At 32.0% G+C, this 15,769-nt stretch carries 15 protein-coding genes; 7 read left to right on the forward strand and 8 right to left on the reverse strand.

The genetic code is table 11. The annotated features are described in order from the left end of the window. Positions 1-20: 20 nt before the first annotated feature. Positions 21-2,183: a S46 family peptidase gene (locus P3875_RS00995; protein ID WP_303444397.1), complete on the reverse strand. Its 2,163-nt coding sequence runs from the start codon at positions 2,181-2,183 to the stop codon at positions 21-23. Positions 2,184-2,415: 232 nt separating this feature from the next. Here P3875_RS00995 and P3875_RS12140 point away from each other — a divergent pair, with 232 nt between their 5' ends. Next, positions 2,416-2,559: a PLDc N-terminal domain-containing protein gene (locus P3875_RS12140; RefSeq protein WP_442930321.1), complete on the forward strand. Its 144-nt coding sequence runs from the start codon at positions 2,416-2,418 to the stop codon at positions 2,557-2,559. A 301-nt stretch (positions 2,560-2,860) separates the two neighbouring features. After that, complete coding sequence (locus P3875_RS01000; protein WP_303444398.1) at positions 2,861-3,157, forward strand: hypothetical protein; 297 nt, start codon at positions 2,861-2,863, stop codon at positions 3,155-3,157. On the opposite strand, the gene P3875_RS01005 is transcribed toward P3875_RS01000, so the two are convergent. After that, positions 3,138-4,370: a 3-deoxy-D-manno-octulosonic acid transferase gene (locus P3875_RS01005; protein ID WP_303444399.1), complete on the reverse strand. Its 1,233-nt coding sequence runs from the start codon at positions 4,368-4,370 to the stop codon at positions 3,138-3,140. The genes P3875_RS01000 and P3875_RS01005 overlap by 20 nt on opposite strands. Positions 4,371-4,468: 98 nt before the next feature. Between P3875_RS01005 and P3875_RS01010 the strand changes: the two genes are divergently transcribed. The 4 genes from P3875_RS01010 to P3875_RS01025 all read left to right on the forward strand — a co-directional run bounded on the left by P3875_RS01010 (position 4,469) and on the right by P3875_RS01025 (position 7,038). After that, positions 4,469-4,927 (forward strand): DUF1569 domain-containing protein, encoded by a 459-nt coding sequence (locus P3875_RS01010; protein WP_317622828.1) that lies wholly within the window; start codon positions 4,469-4,471, stop codon positions 4,925-4,927. Between the two features lie 11 nt (positions 4,928-4,938). Then, the gene (locus P3875_RS01015; RefSeq protein WP_303444400.1) at positions 4,939-5,397 is read left to right on the forward strand and encodes an SRPBCC domain-containing protein; all 459 of its coding nucleotides are present in this window, start codon (positions 4,939-4,941) and stop codon (positions 5,395-5,397) included. Between the two features lie 145 nt (positions 5,398-5,542). After that, the gene (locus P3875_RS01020) at positions 5,543-6,673 is read left to right on the forward strand and encodes a DegT/DnrJ/EryC1/StrS family aminotransferase (RefSeq protein ID WP_303444401.1); all 1,131 of its coding nucleotides are present in this window, start codon (positions 5,543-5,545) and stop codon (positions 6,671-6,673) included. Between the two features lie 35 nt (positions 6,674-6,708). Next, positions 6,709-7,038 carry a YegP family protein gene (locus P3875_RS01025; RefSeq protein WP_303444402.1) on the forward strand — a complete coding sequence of 110 codons (330 nt, stop codon included), beginning with the start codon at positions 6,709-6,711 and terminating at the stop codon, positions 7,036-7,038. Between the two features lie 70 nt (positions 7,039-7,108). On the opposite strand, the gene P3875_RS01030 is transcribed toward P3875_RS01025, so the two are convergent. From P3875_RS01030 to P3875_RS01055, 6 genes are all read right to left on the reverse strand, one after another. Continuing rightward, complete coding sequence (locus P3875_RS01030; RefSeq protein WP_303444403.1) at positions 7,109-7,492, reverse strand: DUF3037 domain-containing protein; 384 nt, start codon at positions 7,490-7,492, stop codon at positions 7,109-7,111. Continuing rightward, on the reverse strand, positions 7,482-8,261 hold the full coding sequence (locus P3875_RS01035; RefSeq protein WP_303444404.1) for a HipA family kinase: 780 nt from the start codon (positions 8,259-8,261) through the stop codon (positions 7,482-7,484). The genes P3875_RS01030 and P3875_RS01035 overlap by 11 nt, the downstream gene beginning before the upstream one ends. Before the next feature lie 172 nt (positions 8,262-8,433). Further along, a complete protein-coding gene (locus tag P3875_RS01040) occupies positions 8,434-11,613 on the reverse strand; it encodes an efflux RND transporter permease subunit (protein ID WP_303444405.1) in 3,180 nt (1,059 codons plus the stop codon). 16 nt (positions 11,614-11,629) lie between these two features. Continuing rightward, entirely contained in the window at positions 11,630-12,688 is a 1,059-nt protein-coding gene (locus P3875_RS01045) for an efflux RND transporter periplasmic adaptor subunit (protein WP_303444406.1), read from the reverse strand. Between the two features lie 12 nt (positions 12,689-12,700). After that, positions 12,701-14,044, reverse strand: coding sequence for a TolC family protein (locus P3875_RS01050; RefSeq protein WP_303444407.1), 1,344 nt, complete (start codon positions 14,042-14,044; stop codon positions 12,701-12,703). 6 nt (positions 14,045-14,050) lie between these two features. Continuing rightward, a complete protein-coding gene (locus P3875_RS01055; protein WP_303444408.1) occupies positions 14,051-14,659 on the reverse strand; it encodes a TetR/AcrR family transcriptional regulator in 609 nt (202 codons plus the stop codon). Positions 14,660-14,795: 136 nt separating this feature from the next. Between P3875_RS01055 and P3875_RS01060 the strand changes: the two genes are divergently transcribed. Then, positions 14,796-15,767 carry a polyprenyl synthetase family protein gene (locus P3875_RS01060; protein ID WP_303444409.1) on the forward strand — a complete coding sequence of 324 codons (972 nt, stop codon included), beginning with the start codon at positions 14,796-14,798 and terminating at the stop codon, positions 15,765-15,767. Positions 15,768-15,769 lie beyond the last annotated feature (2 nt).

Consider the following 15,769-nt stretch of genomic DNA (forward strand, 5'->3'; position numbering starts at 1 on the left):
AAGAAGTAAAATGTTGATTTTTAACGCTTTGTTTTCTTGGTGTTTTTAGGTTTTACAATTTTCATTTCTTCTATAAGGTGTTTTGAGTTCGCAAATTTATCAATTACAAACAAAATGTAGCGTGCATCTACCATTATGTTTCTGCAAATTGATGGGTCGTAATGAATATCGCTCATAGTTCCTTCCCATACGCGATCAAAATTTAAACCTATTAAATTTCCGTTTGCATCTAAAGCTGGCGATCCTGAATTACCACCTGTTGTATGGTTGGTTGCAATAAAGTTAACTGGTAATTTACCATTTTTATCGGCATACGGACCAAAATCTTTACTATTATATAAGTCTATTAATTTTTTTGGTACATCAAACTCATAATCTCCTGGAACATATTTTTCCATTACTCCGTCTAAATAGGTAATTGGTGCGTAAGTAACTGCATCGCTAGGTTGGTAGCCATTAACTTTACCGTAAGTAACACGTAACGTAGAGTTTGCATCTGGGAAAATTCGTGCGTCAGGGAACATTTCTAACTGTCCTTTCATATAATTGCGTTGTAAACCTTCTAATTCTAACGCCATTTGATCGTATTTAGGAGCAATGTTATTAAAATAGTTTTCAGCAAGATTTTTTGCTAATACATAACCAGGATCTGCTTGCATTTTTTTAAGTACATCTTCGGCAGAACCGTTAAGTAATTTTTTTAAACCATCGTATGATGTTAATGTCGATTTACTATAAATTTCGTTAGCTAATTGGTTGTAATCTTTATTTTGTATTACAGCAGGTGTTAAGTTTGCAGGCGCTTTTGTGCCATACAATTTAACTGTTTCTGCAAAAATACCTTTATCAACATCACTATTATAGTCTTTGTATAAAGCCTCTAATCCTTTTATAAGATTTTCTTTTCTATCGTTAAAACCTTGCGCTCCAACTTTAGCAAATGCATTTTCTAATTGATACAAACGGAAACCAACCGATAATAACTCGTTGTTTCTTAAAACAACTTCCATAAAATAATCGCGTGCTAAGGCATACGGTTTAATATCGGCATAAATTTTTTCAAATTGCGGTAATAAATTGCGGTATTCGGTAAATTTAGCATCGCTGTTAGCTCGTTTTAAAAACTCTTGTTCGAAAGTTTTTTTAATAGCAACTGCATTAGTTTTCTTTAAACCTTGACTTTCGCCAATCCATTTTTTCCAGTAGTTAGCAATACCTGCATATTTAGAAGCATATTGTATTTTAATAGCTTGATCTTGTCGCATAAAACCATCGGCAACTTTTAAAGCTTTATCACGAATTTCAATTTTAGCTGGGTTTAAATCGTTTACTATTTGTTCTACAGCAAACGATGGTAAATATTCTTGAGTTTTACCTGGATATCCATAAACTAAAGTAAAATCGTTGGGTTGAATTCCGTTAATTGATACAGGAAAAAAGTGTTTAGGTGTATAAGGAACGTTATCTTTTGAATATTTTGCAGGACGATTGTTTTTATCGGCATAAATTCTAAATAACGAAAAATCCCCCGTATGGCGTGGCCAAACCCAGTTGTCTGTATCTGAACCAAATTTACCAATAGACGAAGGCGGTGCACCTACTAAACGAACATCTTCAAACGATTCGGTTACGAATAACATGTATTGATTGCCTTCGTAAAACGTGCGAATCATTACATTTTGCCAAGCTTCACGTTTAAATGATTTTTGTAATTGGCTCATGTTTTTTTGAATAGCAACTTTTTTGTCGGCTTCGGTTTGTAAAGCTGCAACTCCATTCATTATTTCTTTAGTTACATCGTGAATACTCACAATAAATGTAACTTCTAAATCGGGGTTTGGTAATTCTTCAGCATATGATTTTGCCCAAAAACCATCTTGTAAATAATCGTGTTCAACTGTAGAATGCGATTGAATTTCGCCGTAACCACAATGGTGGTTTGTTAAAAGCAATCCTTTAGATGATATCACTTCGGCAGTACACCCACCATTAAATTGGGGCACAGCATCTTTTAAGCTAGAGTTGTTTACATCGTAAATATCGGTAACCGACATTTTCATTCCTAAACTTTTCATTTCTTTTTCGTTCATTCCTTTTAATAAAGAAGGAACCCACATACCGCCTTGTTGGGCAAAAATGGGAAAAGAAATTAATAATACGAACGAGCGTAGTAATTTTTTCATTTTAATATTTGTTAAAAGAGTAAAAAATTAAAGTGCCCAAGTTACAAATTTTATATCGAATTTTAGGTGTTAAAAAGGGATTACCAATTTAAATAGCTTTTAAAAAAAAGGGTTTGATTATATTTGTAAAAAAGTAATATTTATGGATACAATTGTGAGCGATTTTAGTTTAGGGCTTTTTATTTGGCAATTTTTTATTGTTTTAACGCTAATTTCGTTTGTTTAGGCTTGTGTGCTTTTAATTAAAAATAAGCAAGAAACGTCTATTTCTAAAGCAATTTGGATTATTGTTTTTTGTTTTGTACCAATAGTTTCTTCCCTTTTTTATATTGTGAATTTTTATGTGAACCAAAAAAAAATTAAAAATTTTTCGTAATAAAATCTATTACCACTTTTGTAGCGTTTTTGTTTTTAAGAACAAATCCTTTGTTTTTTGAACCTAACTCATTTCTGAATGATTCATTGGTAATTAAACGGTTAAAAGTTGTTGTTAATTCTTCTGTATTATTAACAACCAAGTAACTCCTAATATAATTTAATTTAAATGCTAAATAGTTTTATTTTTACTAAAAAAAATAACTTAAGATTTATAAAATTAATCATTAGGTTTAGAACACCCATAATGATTCGTTGGTAAGTACTTCAAATTTTATAATATTTGTTATTATTTATTAGATATGGAAAAGAAACAGAAAATTCTGAAAATATTAAGTATTGTTTCAATGGCTTTTACTTTGATTTGCTGTATTGGTGCAACACTAGTAGTTATTAAAAATAAAATGTTACTTAATAATCCAATCTTTTCAGATAATTTAGTAAATAATATAGTTTTTCAAGATGCACTTAAAGGTATAATGATTTTTGCTGTTTTTCTCTTTCAATTGAAATTATATAAACGAAAAGAATATCTGTTATCAATTTTACTTTATTTAATGGCAATATTTATTTATAACCTTAACTATTTCTTTTTATAAAATCCATTACCACTTTTGTAGCGTTTTTGTTTTTAAGAACAAATCCTTTGTTTTTTGAACCTAACTCATTTCTGAATGATTCATTGGTAATTAAACGGTTAAAAGTTGTTGTTAATTCTTCTGTATTATTAACAACCAAGCAACTACCAAATGCTACTAAATCTTTAGCTTCTTGAAATTTGGTATACTTAGGGCCAATAACAACAGGAATACCATAAGTTGCAGGTTCTAAAATATTGTGTAAACCTGTTTTAAATGCGCCACCAACATAAGCAATATCGGCATATGCGTAAATTTGAGTTAAAATACCAATGGTATCAATTATAAAAACATTGGCATTTGCTAAATCTTCAGGTTTGCATTTTGTGTATTGTATAACTTTTTTATTAATTTTTGAAATTAGTCTAGAAACATCTTCTTCTTTAATATTATGTGGAGCAATAATAAATTTTACGTTTGTACTATTATTAATATAAGGTAAATAAACAGCTTCGTCATCAATCCATGAACTTCCAATTACAATAGTGGTTGTGTTGTTTTTAAATTGTTCAATAAAATCTAAAGGTTGCACACGGTTTACAATCTGTGCTACGCGATCAAAACGTGTATCACCATGAACGGTGCTGTTGTTAAAACCAATACTTTTTAGTAGATTTTGAGAGGTAGTGTTTTGTACAAAAAAATGATTAAAACTTTGCAATGCTTTTCTGTAAAAACCACCATACCATTTAAAAAATAATTGGTTTTCACGAAATATTCCGGAAATTAAATAGGTAGGAATGTTGCGTTTTTTTAATTCGATTAGATAATTTGGCCAAAATTCATATTTAATAAAAAATACCATTTTGGGTTGCACAATATCTAAAAAGCGCTTCACATTTTGTTTTGTGTCTAATGGTAGATAAACCGTAACATCAGCTATTTTGTTGTTTTTTCTCACCTCAAAACCCGATGGCGAAAAAAATGTCAATACTATTTTATAATTTGGAAACTGCGTTTGCATTTGTTCCATTACAGGCAATCCTTGTTCGTATTCACCTAACGATGCCACATGAAACCAAATGTAATCTTGTTTTGGGGTTAAGTGTTTTTTTAATTGAGCAAAAGTTTCTTTTCTACCGTTAATAAAAAGCTTCATTTTACTACTTAAATAAGCAGTAATTGGTATTAAAAAACCGACTATTGTAATAATTATTTGATACAAAAATTGCATGTAATTTTGTTAAAAAGGTAAAAGTACAAATTACCTTTAAATGTTTTATGAAATGATATTTAAACTTTGTATTTTTATCGATACAAAAATATTTAGAAATGATAAAAAATATCTTTAATGTAGATGTTGCTAACGAAGTTGTTGCTCGTATTAACACTTTACAACCTAATACTTCAGCTAAATGGGGTACTATGAATGTATCACAAATGTTGGCGCATTGCAATGTTCCTTTTGACTACACTTATGAACCTACAAAATTTAAAAAGCCTGGATTTTTAATGAAATTTATGCTGAAGACTTTTGTAAAAAAGTTAGTTACAAGCCCAAATCCGTACAAACATAACGAGCGTACTGCGCCTAATTTTATTATAACAGATCAGCGCGACTTTGCATTAGAAAAAGGTAAATTAATTGCCAATATTTTAAAAACACAGGAATTAGGTGCTGCTTATTTTGAAGGTAAAGAAAACTTTTCATTTGGTAAAATGACTGCCGAAGAATGGAATACATTACATTATAAACATTTAGATCACCACTTAAACCAGTTTGGCGCTTAAACTTTTATACTATGGAAAGATTACAATTTAAAATTGAAATTAACGCACCTGTTAATAATGTGTATGATGCTTTATTGGGTTTAAGTAATAAACAAACTTATAGCGCTTGGACTGCTATTTTTAATCCAACATCAACCTATGAAGGAACTTGGGAAAAAGGCAGTAAAATTTTGTTTGTTGGAACAGATGAAAATGGAAACAGAGGAGGTATGGTTTCAAAAGTTGAAGAACATATTCCCGCACAATTTGTGTCTATTTGTCATTACGGATTTATACAAGGCGATCAGGAAGTTACAACAGGAGAAATGGTTGAAAAATGGGCAGGTGGACATGAAAATTATACGTTTACATTTGAAAACAACAAAACAACTGTAACGGTTGATATTGATGTTATTGATGAATATTTAGACTATTTTCATAAAATGTATCCCGCAGCTTTACAAGCTTTAAAGGAAATTGTAGAAAATTAAACGATAATATAAACATCTTGTTACAAACAAGGCGTTTTTAAAAATAAATATAAAATCAAAATGTAATAAATTGTTTTTTAGTCACTATATATAGTTAACAATTTATAAATCAATTTTAGTATTTTTGCTTATCAAATATTCAATAATGAAACAATTACAAATGGTTGACTTGAAAAGTCAATACGAACATATAAAAAATGCTGTAAATGAGGGCATTCAAGAAGTTTTAAATACTACAACCTACATAAACGGACCTAAGGTTCATGAGTTTCAAAAAAATTTAGAGCACTATTTAGGCGTTAAACACGTAATTCCTTGCGCGAATGGTACCGATGCATTACAAATTGCCATGATGGGCTTAGGTTTAAAACCTGGCGATGAGGTAATTACTGCCGATTTTACTTTTGCTGCTACTGTAGAAGTGATTGCTTTGTTACAATTAACTCCAGTTTTGGTTGATGTTGAGGAAGATACCATGAATATTTCGGTTGAAGCTATTGAAAAAGCAATTACACCTAAAACTAAAGCAATTGTACCCGTGCATTTGTTTGGTCGTGCTGCAAATATGGAAGCAATTATGAATGTAGCGGCTAAACATAATTTGTTTGTAATTGAAGATAACGCACAAGCAATTGGTGCTAATTATACGTTTTCAAACAATAAAAAAGTAAAAGTAGGTGCAATTGGTCATGTGGCTGCAACCTCATTTTTTCCATCTAAAAATTTAGGTTGTTATGGCGATGGTGGTGCTATTTTTACAAACGATGATGCTTTGGCACATACATTACGCGGAATTGTTAACCACGGTATGTACGAACGTTACCACCACGATGTTGTTGGGGTAAATTCACGTTTAGATAGTATTCAGGCTGTAGTTTTAAATGCTAAATTGCCGTTGTTAGATAGTTACAATACAGCTCGCCGAAATGCCGCTAAAGCTTATAACGACGCCTTTGCTGCTTGTGAACACATTATAACACCTGCTTTTGATATAAATGGCGATGATCATGTTTTTCACCAATATGTAATGCGTATTACTAATGGAAAACGAGATGCACTTTTAGAGCATTTGCAACAAAACGCAATACCTTGTGCTATTTATTACCCTATACCATTACACAAACAAAAAGCATATACCGATGGTCGTTACAACGACAGCGATTTTGCTGTTACAAATAAGTTTGCAGAGCAAGTAATAGCATTGCCAATGCATACAGAATTAGAAAAAGATCAAATAGATTTTATAACTTCAACAGTCTTAAATTTCTTAAAATAAATAGGACTGAAATATTAATTTAAAAAAACAAAATTATGGGCAAATTTGTTGTAAGTAAACGTAAAAACGATGAATTTCAGTTTAGCTTAAAAGCTACTAACGGTCAAATTATTTTATCAAGTGAAGGGTATACTACCAAAGCTGCTTGTATGAATGGAGTTGAATCGGTTAAGAAAAACAGCCAAACAGAAGCAAGATTTGAAGTATCTGAATCAAAAAACGGAAAGCATTATTTTAACTTAAAAGCTACTAATGGACAAATAATTGGTTCAAGCCAAATGTATGAAACCTTAGCAAGTTGCCAAAACGGCGTAAAATCGGTTATGAACAATGCTCCTGAAGCAGAAATTGTTGAAGAATTGTAAAAATTCATTAGAAAACAAAATGCCCCAAAATAGTTTTAACTTTTTGGGGCATTTTTGTAATAATGCTTTTTTATAAAATCAATTCGTGATAAAGTTTATTAAAAGTATCGTCTAAATTAGCCGATAACCCAGGATGAGGACGCGACGATTGTATACTTGAACTTTTTACAGCAGTAATCCATCTAAATTTTTCATCGGGTTCTAAAGCAGCTATTGGACCACCGTTTTTTGCACCTGTACAAATTTTAGCAAACGATTCTAAATTTTCTTTTAACTGAATTAAATCGAAATCTTTACAAAAAAAACGTATTTTTTCTTCGGGTATTTGGTAAGCAAACCGAATGTATCGTTTTCTTTTGCTGAATAAAATCAAACCAATATTTATAAATTCTTCTCGTTCAACCTTGGGAACTACTCGAATAACTGCGTATTCATAAACAACTTTATCTTGCATCTTGGGCTGCTTTTAAAAAGATATCGGCATGAGCCAATCGGTTTAACAAAAATTGGTAATACACATCACGAATTTCTTGGTTGGATGGGCCTTCTTCCCAATTTAAAAAATCATCGGGTATGGTATCTACAATTTTACGCAATACCTCACTGTTTAATTTTGAGGTAAATTCGATGTGAACTTCTTGCAATTTTGTAGCTTTTTGAATAAGCGCATGATCTTTAATTAAAGGAAAAGGTGTAACCGATGTTTTTTCCCAATTATTCCAAGAATGTTGAAAGTAAAACGATGCACCGTGATCTATTAACCACAATTCTTTATGCCAAATAAGTAAATTGGTGTTGCGAAAAGTACGATCAACATTGGTAATAAAACTATCTAACCAAACAATTTTAGAAGCCAAAAGTTCGTCGCAATCATTCGTTGCAACATCGTACGTTACAGCACCCGAAAGGTAATGCAAGCCTAGATTTAACCCTTTACTAAATTTTAATAAATCTTGAATTTCTTCATCGCCTTCTGTTTGTCCAAAAGCTTCGTGTAATTCAATAAAAACCAATTCGGGTACGGGTAAACCCAAAAATTGAGCTATAATGCCACCTAAAAGTTCAGAAATTAAAGCTTTTACACCATGGCCTGCGCCGCGAAATTTTATTACGTATTTAAAATCGTCACAAGCCTCGGCCAGTGCTGGTAGCGATCCGCCTTCGCGTAAAGGGGTAATGTAGCGCGTTACAGTAACCGTGCGTAGTTTTGGAATTGTTGTCATTTGTTGTTTTATACAATGATATGCAAACATTTATTTTTTTAAATGATGCTTTTTAAATAGATACAAAGGTATTACAAAGTTTTACAACTTTACTTTTTTGTATTTTTTAAACATAAAAAAGCCCTAAAAAGAGTATAACTTTAAAGGGCATTTTTCATTTTATAAGTAAAAATTAATTGTTTTGTTTTTCGCCAAATTCATCAACAAAATTTTCATTTGCTTCGTAATCGGCCTCAATCATTTCTGCATAATTTGTTTTAGGACCTTTTCTAAATCTTCTACCTAAACCATCGAAAATGGCATACACAACAGGTACAATAATTAAGGTTAGGAACAATGAAGAAATTAAACCACCAATAATTACAATTGCTAAACCGCGGTTAAAATCAGAACCATCGCCTTGTGCCAACGCAATAGGTAGCATACCAATAACCATGGCAATTGTTGTCATTAAAATAGGGCGGAAGCGGGCATGGTTTGCTGCAACTAACGCATCGTAAGTACTGTAACCAAGTTCTTTTTTATGATTAGCAAAATCAACCAACATAATGGCGTTTTTGGCTACCAAACCAATTAACATAATAATACCTAAAATTGTAAAAATGTTTAAGGTTTCATTTGTTAATGCTAGGAATAATAAAGCACCAATAAACGAAAGCGGGATAGAGAATAAGATGATAAAAGGTTTAGAAAAACTATCATATAAAATAACCATTACAGCATATACTAATAAAATAGATGCTAAAAGTGCAATACCTAACGTACCAAAACCTTCGTCTTGGTTTTCTTTATTACCACCCCATTTAAATGCTACACCAGGTTTTAATTTTAGTTTAGAAAATTCAGCTTCCCATTCGGTTGCAATATCTCCTTCAGATTTACCAACTACTTGCGCTTGTACCGAAACGGCAGGTGATTTATCGCGACGTTCTAACAAAGTAGGGCCAGAGCCGTAAGTAATATCTGCAAATTGTTCTAATTGAATGGTTTGACCTTGTTGATTGATGAATTTTAAACTTTTAACATCTTCCATAGTACCGCGGCCTATTTCGTCGTAACGGATATTAATGTCGTATTCAGTATCGCCTGCACGGTATTTTGTATCTGTATTTCCAGCAAAAGCAGTTTGCATAGTCATACCCACTGTTGCTACGTTTAAGCCTAAAGCGTTCATTTTATCGCGATCTAATTTCACCACAACTTCGGGGTTACCGTCTTCGGATGTTAATCGAACTTCGTTTGAACCTGGAATTTTACGTAGTAAATCGGCAGCTTTTTGTGCATATTCTAAGGCATCTTTTTGGTTTGAGGCAATAACAGTTAACATAAGCGGTGCTTGTTCTGCACCCATAATACCAACTTCAACTGTTTTTACTTTTGCGCCAACCAATACGTTTTCCATTTCGCGTTTTAATTTGGCTGCATACACTTTTGTAGGCTCTTCTTTTTTGTGTCCGTCTTTTAAATAAATCTGAATTTCCGATTTATACTTTGTTCCCGAAGTAGTCATCATACCGTCTGATGCTTGTCCTACGGTAGTAATCATTTTTTCTATTTCAGGTTTTTTAGAAAGGTACGCTTCTGCTTTTTGTGTAAGTAAATTGGTTTGTTCTATAGATGCATCTTTAGGTAATTCAAACTGTAAGAATAGTTCTTCTTTATCGTTTCCTGGGAAGAAACTTCCACCAATAAATCCACCACCAACTAATGATAACGAACCTATAAATAAAACCAAAGTAAGTAATAATGTTACAATTTTGTTTTTACGATTTTTTAACGACCATTCTAATATGCCCGAAATACCGTTGGTTAATTTGGTTAAACCAGCTTCAAAACCATGTAGTATTTTTCCAAAAAACGAATGTTGACTTATGTGCGATAATTTTCCAAAACGTGAATACAACCAAGGTACCACTGTGAATGAAACCAATAACGATAATAAAGTTGCAATTACTACTGTAACACAGAACTGACGTAAAATATCAGACACTAATCCGCTACTCATAGCAATAGGTAAGAAAACTACCACAATTACTAAGGTAATAGCCGTAACGGTAAATCCAATTTCTTTGGTACCATCAAACGCAGCACGTACTTTGTTTTTACCCATTTCCATATGTCGGTGAATGTTTTCAATTACCACAATGGCATCATCAACCAAAATACCAACCACTAACGATAAACCTAATAGCGACATTAAGTTTAAAGTATAACCAAATAATTTTAATCCTATGAACGTAGCAATTAACGACAGCGGAATGGCAAACGTTGCAATAGCAGCATCGCGCAAACTGTGTAAGAAAAACAACATGATAAATGCAACTAATGCAACAGCAATACCTAAATCAAGCATTACGTGATCGGCAGCACTAATTGTATAATCGGTAGAATCGGAAGCAATTGCAATTTCTACTTTTTGTTGTTTGTAATCGTTTTGTACAGTATTAATTGTTTTTTTAACCAAATCAGAAACTTCCACTGCATTTGCATCAGATTGTTTGTACACCTGCATTAAAACGGTGTTTGTTTGGTTGATACGTGCAATTTTATCAACATCTTTAATACCATCTTGTACATCGGCAATATCGGCCAAACGAATCATTGTACCGCTAGGAGTAGTTAAAGGTAAATTACGCATTTGTTCTAACGAAGTAAACTTACCCGATAACCTAATGGTAGTTTGGTTGTTACGTGTTTTTATATTTCCTGTTGGGAAATCCATATTTGAAGCAGCTAAAATTTGCTGAACCTGACTAATGGTTAAGCCGTAACCTGCTAATTTTTCGGGGTTAATGCTTACTTGAATTTCACGTTGTTCACCACCTACAAGATCAACTTTTGCAACACCCGTTGTACGCGCAAAAACAGGTTGAATTTTTTGATCTAATAAATCATACAATTCTTTTTCGGTAAGGTTTGATGTTACCGAAAGGTTCATGATAGGCACATCATCTAACGAAAATTTACTTAATGCAGGTGTTTGTGCATCATCAGGTAAATCGTTCACAACGGCATTAATTTTACGTTGTGCATCGGTAAGCAAAAAGTTTACATCGGCACCAGTGTTTAGGGTAATCATTACCACTGAAACACTTTCCATTGATTTTGATTCGATTTTTTTTACGTTTTCTAAAGATGAAACCGCATCTTCAATCACTTTTGTAACCGATGTTTCAACCTCTGAAGGTGCTGCACCTGGATAAACGGTTTGTACGGTTATTACGTTTACATCGAACTTAGGGATTAATTCATACCCCAAACTTAAATACGAACCGATACCACCCAAAAGTAATAACATGAACATCACGATTATTACACTGGGTCTTTTTATTGATATTTCAGATATTTTCATTTATAAAAATCCTTAATTATTTAATAATTTCAACTGCAGTACCATCTGCCAAGTTAATTTGACCTGAAATGATAACTTGTGTACCTTTTTCAATACCCGATACCACTTCTACATATTCGCCAAAAGTTCTACCCGAAACTACTGTTGTTAACACAGCTTTTCCGTTTTTGTAAACAAAAACTTTGTTTGAACTTACCGATCCTACAAACGCATTTCTAGGTACAATTAAGGTGTTAACCATTTGGCTGTTGCCAAAATATGCGTTACCATACATACCTGCTTTAATATCGTTTGAAGCATTGTTTTGAATTTCTAATTCAACTGGAAAGTTTAAGCTAGCATCAGCTTTTGGCGCAATAAATGATATTTTACCTGTAAATTCTTTGTCTGCAATTACTGGTGAAACCACTTTATATGATTGACCTAATTTTAAAGCCCCAATGTTTTTTTCATCAACATTAACCTTTAATTTTAGAGTAGATACATTAACAATTTCAAACAATTCCATACCAGGGTTTACGTATGAACCAGCTTCGATATTTTTTTTGTTCACAATACCAGAAAACGATGCTTTAATGTTTACATCGCCTGCCATAATTTGTGCATTTTGTAAATTGTTTTTAGCATTTACCAATTGTAGTTTTATTTGATCTAACTGTTGTTTGGTAACACCACCCGTTGCATAAGCACTTTCAAAACGTGCAACTTCGGCTTTTGCATTGTTATAAACAGCTTGTGCGTTATTCACATTTACGTTTTGTTTATCTGCTTTAATTACAGCCAACGTTTGCCCAGCGCCAACATACGAACCTTCTTTAACTAAAACACGCGCAACTAATCCAGGGGTTTCCGCAGATATCTTAACTTCTTGTTTAGGGATAAAAGTTCCGTTTGCAATGTATTCACCGTTTACTTCTTTAAAATCGGCAGTTTCTACACGTACGGTTACCGCTTTGTTTTTTTCGGCAACAACAGCAGTTTGTGCTTCGTTATTTGATTTGTTTTTATCTAAAACATACATAATTCCAGCTAATGCAGCAATTATTACGATTCCTGTTATAATGACTTTTTTCATCTTTAAATGCAATTAATTTTGTTCTTGTGTTAATGTTTTTAATGCTCCTTTTGCTTTAATAAGCTGTATTTCTGCTACTTTATAATCTAATAAAGCGTTTGTGTAGTTGTTCTGTGCGTTTGCAAATTGTGTTTCAGCATCTAACAAATCGGTTAAGGTTGCTAAACCAAATTTGTAGTTGTTTTCAATGTTTTTTTGAACGTCTTTAGCCAAGTTTACATTTTCTTTTTGAGTATTTAATGTAATTAACGAGTTGTTAATTTGTGTAATTGCGTTTTTAAGTTGTAAATCTAAACCTAAACGTACATCGCGTTTATTAGCCTCTAACTTATCTAACTCGATTTGCGCTTGTTTTACTTTAGATTTAATAACACCACCGTTAAAAATAGGGATGTTTAAGCTTAAACCAATTGAAGAAAAACTTGACCAATACACACCGTTTGAAGGTTTTGCGAACCAAGGGAAATTTTCGCCAAGACCTAAATAACCAAAATTACCATTTAAGCTTAAACTAGGATACCCTTGTGCTTCGGTTGCTTTTTTGTTTAATTGTAATAACTCTGTTTGTTTTTCTAACAAAAGAATTTCAGTACGATTTTCAATACTTGTTGATTCATCAACCAATGCGTGTTGTGTAATTTCAAATGTATTACTTGGTAACTCAATAGCCTGATTAATATCCATACCAATTAAATATTTTAAGGCGTTTTCTTGTAACTGTAAACCGTTTATTAATTGTTGGCGATTGCTTTTTAAGTTGTTTAAAGCAACTTCGGTGCGGTCTAAATCAATTTTTTTTGCTAAACCATTGTCATATAAGCTTTTAATAACTTTGTGTACACGAGTAGTGTTTTCAATAGTTTTGTCTATAGTTACTAATTGCGATTTTGTTTTATATACTTCGTAATAACTGTTTGCAACTTTTTCAATTACTTGTTCTTCTGTAAGTTGTGCGTTAATTTTATAAAATTCGCGCGTATTTTTAGCAGCTTTTAAACCTGTGAAAACAGCCTGATTAAAAAGTTGTTGGTTTAAAGATACGGTTGCAGTTGATTGCCATGGCTGCCCAAAAGGAATCATAATAATTTCACCAGGTCTGCCTAACATATCACCAGGTAGTGCACTTTTTTGCAAAATAGCATTGTACGTTAAGCCACCATTAGCATTAATTTGTGGCAATGCACTAGCACGCACTTCATCAATCATGTATTCACTGTTTTGAACGTCTAAACGCGCGTTTACTGCTTCGGCCTTATTTTGCAAAGCATAATTAACAGCTTGCTGAAGCGTTAATTGTTCTTGTGCTTGTGCAAAGAACCCCAAAAACGCTAATAAAATTGAAACTTTATATTTCATTGGTATTTATGATTTTAGTAATAATTGTTCTAATGTTTCTAATCCTTTTGGGGTTGCAATTCCCCTTATATGGTATTCTAAAAATTTAAAATTCAACTCGTCTATAGATTGTGTACTTTGTAGGTTAATAAACATTTCATCGTTAAAAAAAGCGGTTGAGCTAGCAAAAAACAGTTTTCCTACAAAATCAATATCAATATCATTTCTATAAAAACCTTTTTCAACGCCATCTCGTAAGTTTCGCAAAATGGTAAAATCGTAGTTTTCACGTTTCTTTTTTTGAATGCGATCTGCTAATTCGGGATAATATTTATTAAACTGATAAATTGTTTTAGCTTGAATATTTCCACCAAACAAATCTGCTAAACAATTTTTCATGGCAAAATGTTCGTGAATGGGTGTTTCACAATTTCCAGCAATTGTATGCATTTTAGATGTAGCTGTTTCAAAAACAAAATCAACGGTTGCTTTAACTAAATAGTTTTTTGATGGGAAATGTTGATAAATGGTTTTTTTTGATATTCCTAGTTCTTTAGCGATATCATCCATTGTTACAGCTTTAAAGCCGTTTTGGGTAAATAATTCTAAAGATTTTTTTAAAATGGTCTCTTTCATTGGTAAAAAAAATTTCGGCAAATATATAACGGAAACTTTAAATATAAAAATAGTTTCCAAAGTTTTTTAAAAAATTTTACATAAAAAGATTAATTAGTTTACATTTGTAAGCGTGAAACGAAGTTGATCTCTATATATGAATAATTTCATCGAATATAAAAACACTGTTGCAACCTATATTAACCAAATAAATTTTAGTAAAGAACCAAAAGAACTTTATGAGCCCATAGCTTATATAGCTAATTTAGGTGGTAAACGGTTACGACCAATATTAACTCTTTTTTCGGCCGAAATCTTTGGTGCTACACCAAATGATGCCATACATGCAGCAGTAGCTATTGAGCTTTTTCATAATTTTTCATTGATACATGATGATATTATGGACGATGCACCTTTACGTAGAGGTAAAAAAACGGTGCACGAAAAATGGAATTTAAATACAGGGATATTATCTGGCGATGCGATGTTGATTTTAGCATATCAGTATTTTGAGAATTATCCTCCTTTAATTTTTAAAGAATTAGCTAAATTGTTCAGCAAAACAGCTTTAGAAGTTTGTGAAGGTCAACAGTTAGATATCAATTTTGAAACCAGAACTAACGTAAGTATTAATGAGTATTTAAAAATGATTGAATACAAAACGGCTGTTTTAGTTGGTGCTGCTTTAGAAATGGGTGCAATTGTAGCAAATTCGTCAGAAAGTAATAAAAGGGCTATTTATAATTTTGGAAAGTATTTAGGAATTGCTTTTCAATTACAAGACGATTATTTAGATGCTTTTGGCGATACAGCTACATTTGGTAAACAAATAGGTGGCGATATTTTAGAAAATAAAAAAACGTATTTATACTTAAAAGCTTTAGAAAATAGTGATTTAAACCAAAAAGAACAATTGTTAAATTGGTTTGCATCAAAAGAAAATAGTGCAGAAAAAGTTGCTGCTGTTAAATTATTATTTACACAAACAGAAGCAAACATCGCAACGCAAAATTTAATTGAAACCTATACAAATCAAGCGTTAATAGAGCTTGAATCGTTAGATATTCCTTTAAATTATAAAACAGATTTAAAAGATTTTGCATTAGCATTAATGAATAGAAATGTTTAAAA

The sequence above is a fragment of the Myroides sp. JBRI-B21084 genome (genome assembly GCF_030545015.1).
In the GTDB taxonomy this organism is placed as follows: Bacteria; Bacteroidota; Bacteroidia; order Flavobacteriales; family Flavobacteriaceae; genus Flavobacterium.

What these genes read in the sequence shown, in the direction of transcription:
- P3875_RS00995 (WP_303444397.1), bottom strand. Translation starts at nt 2,183, where the DNA reads ATGAAAAAATTACTACGCTCGTTCGTATTATTAATTTCTTTTCCCATT.
- P3875_RS01000 (WP_303444398.1), top strand. Translation starts at nt 2,861, where the DNA reads ATGGAAAAGAAACAGAAAATTCTGAAAATATTAAGTATTGTTTCAATG.
- P3875_RS01005 (WP_303444399.1), bottom strand. Translation starts at nt 4,370, where the DNA reads ATGCAATTTTTGTATCAAATAATTATTACAATAGTCGGTTTTTTAATA.
- P3875_RS01010 (WP_317622828.1), top strand. Translation starts at nt 4,469, where the DNA reads ATGATAAAAAATATCTTTAATGTAGATGTTGCTAACGAAGTTGTTGCT.
- P3875_RS01015 (WP_303444400.1), top strand. Translation starts at nt 4,939, where the DNA reads ATGGAAAGATTACAATTTAAAATTGAAATTAACGCACCTGTTAATAAT.
- P3875_RS01020 (WP_303444401.1), top strand. Translation starts at nt 5,543, where the DNA reads ATGAAACAATTACAAATGGTTGACTTGAAAAGTCAATACGAACATATA.
- P3875_RS01025 (WP_303444402.1), top strand. Translation starts at nt 6,709, where the DNA reads ATGGGCAAATTTGTTGTAAGTAAACGTAAAAACGATGAATTTCAGTTT.
- P3875_RS01030 (WP_303444403.1), bottom strand. Translation starts at nt 7,492, where the DNA reads ATGCAAGATAAAGTTGTTTATGAATACGCAGTTATTCGAGTAGTTCCC.
- P3875_RS01035 (WP_303444404.1), bottom strand. Translation starts at nt 8,261, where the DNA reads ATGACAACAATTCCAAAACTACGCACGGTTACTGTAACGCGCTACATT.
- P3875_RS01040 (WP_303444405.1), bottom strand. Translation starts at nt 11,613, where the DNA reads ATGAAAATATCTGAAATATCAATAAAAAGACCCAGTGTAATAATCGTG.
- P3875_RS01045 (WP_303444406.1), bottom strand. Translation starts at nt 12,688, where the DNA reads ATGAAAAAAGTCATTATAACAGGAATCGTAATAATTGCTGCATTAGCT.
- P3875_RS01050 (WP_303444407.1), bottom strand. Translation starts at nt 14,044, where the DNA reads ATGAAATATAAAGTTTCAATTTTATTAGCGTTTTTGGGGTTCTTTGCA.
- P3875_RS01055 (WP_303444408.1), bottom strand. Translation starts at nt 14,659, where the DNA reads ATGAAAGAGACCATTTTAAAAAAATCTTTAGAATTATTTACCCAAAAC.
- P3875_RS01060 (WP_303444409.1), top strand. Translation starts at nt 14,796, where the DNA reads ATGAATAATTTCATCGAATATAAAAACACTGTTGCAACCTATATTAAC.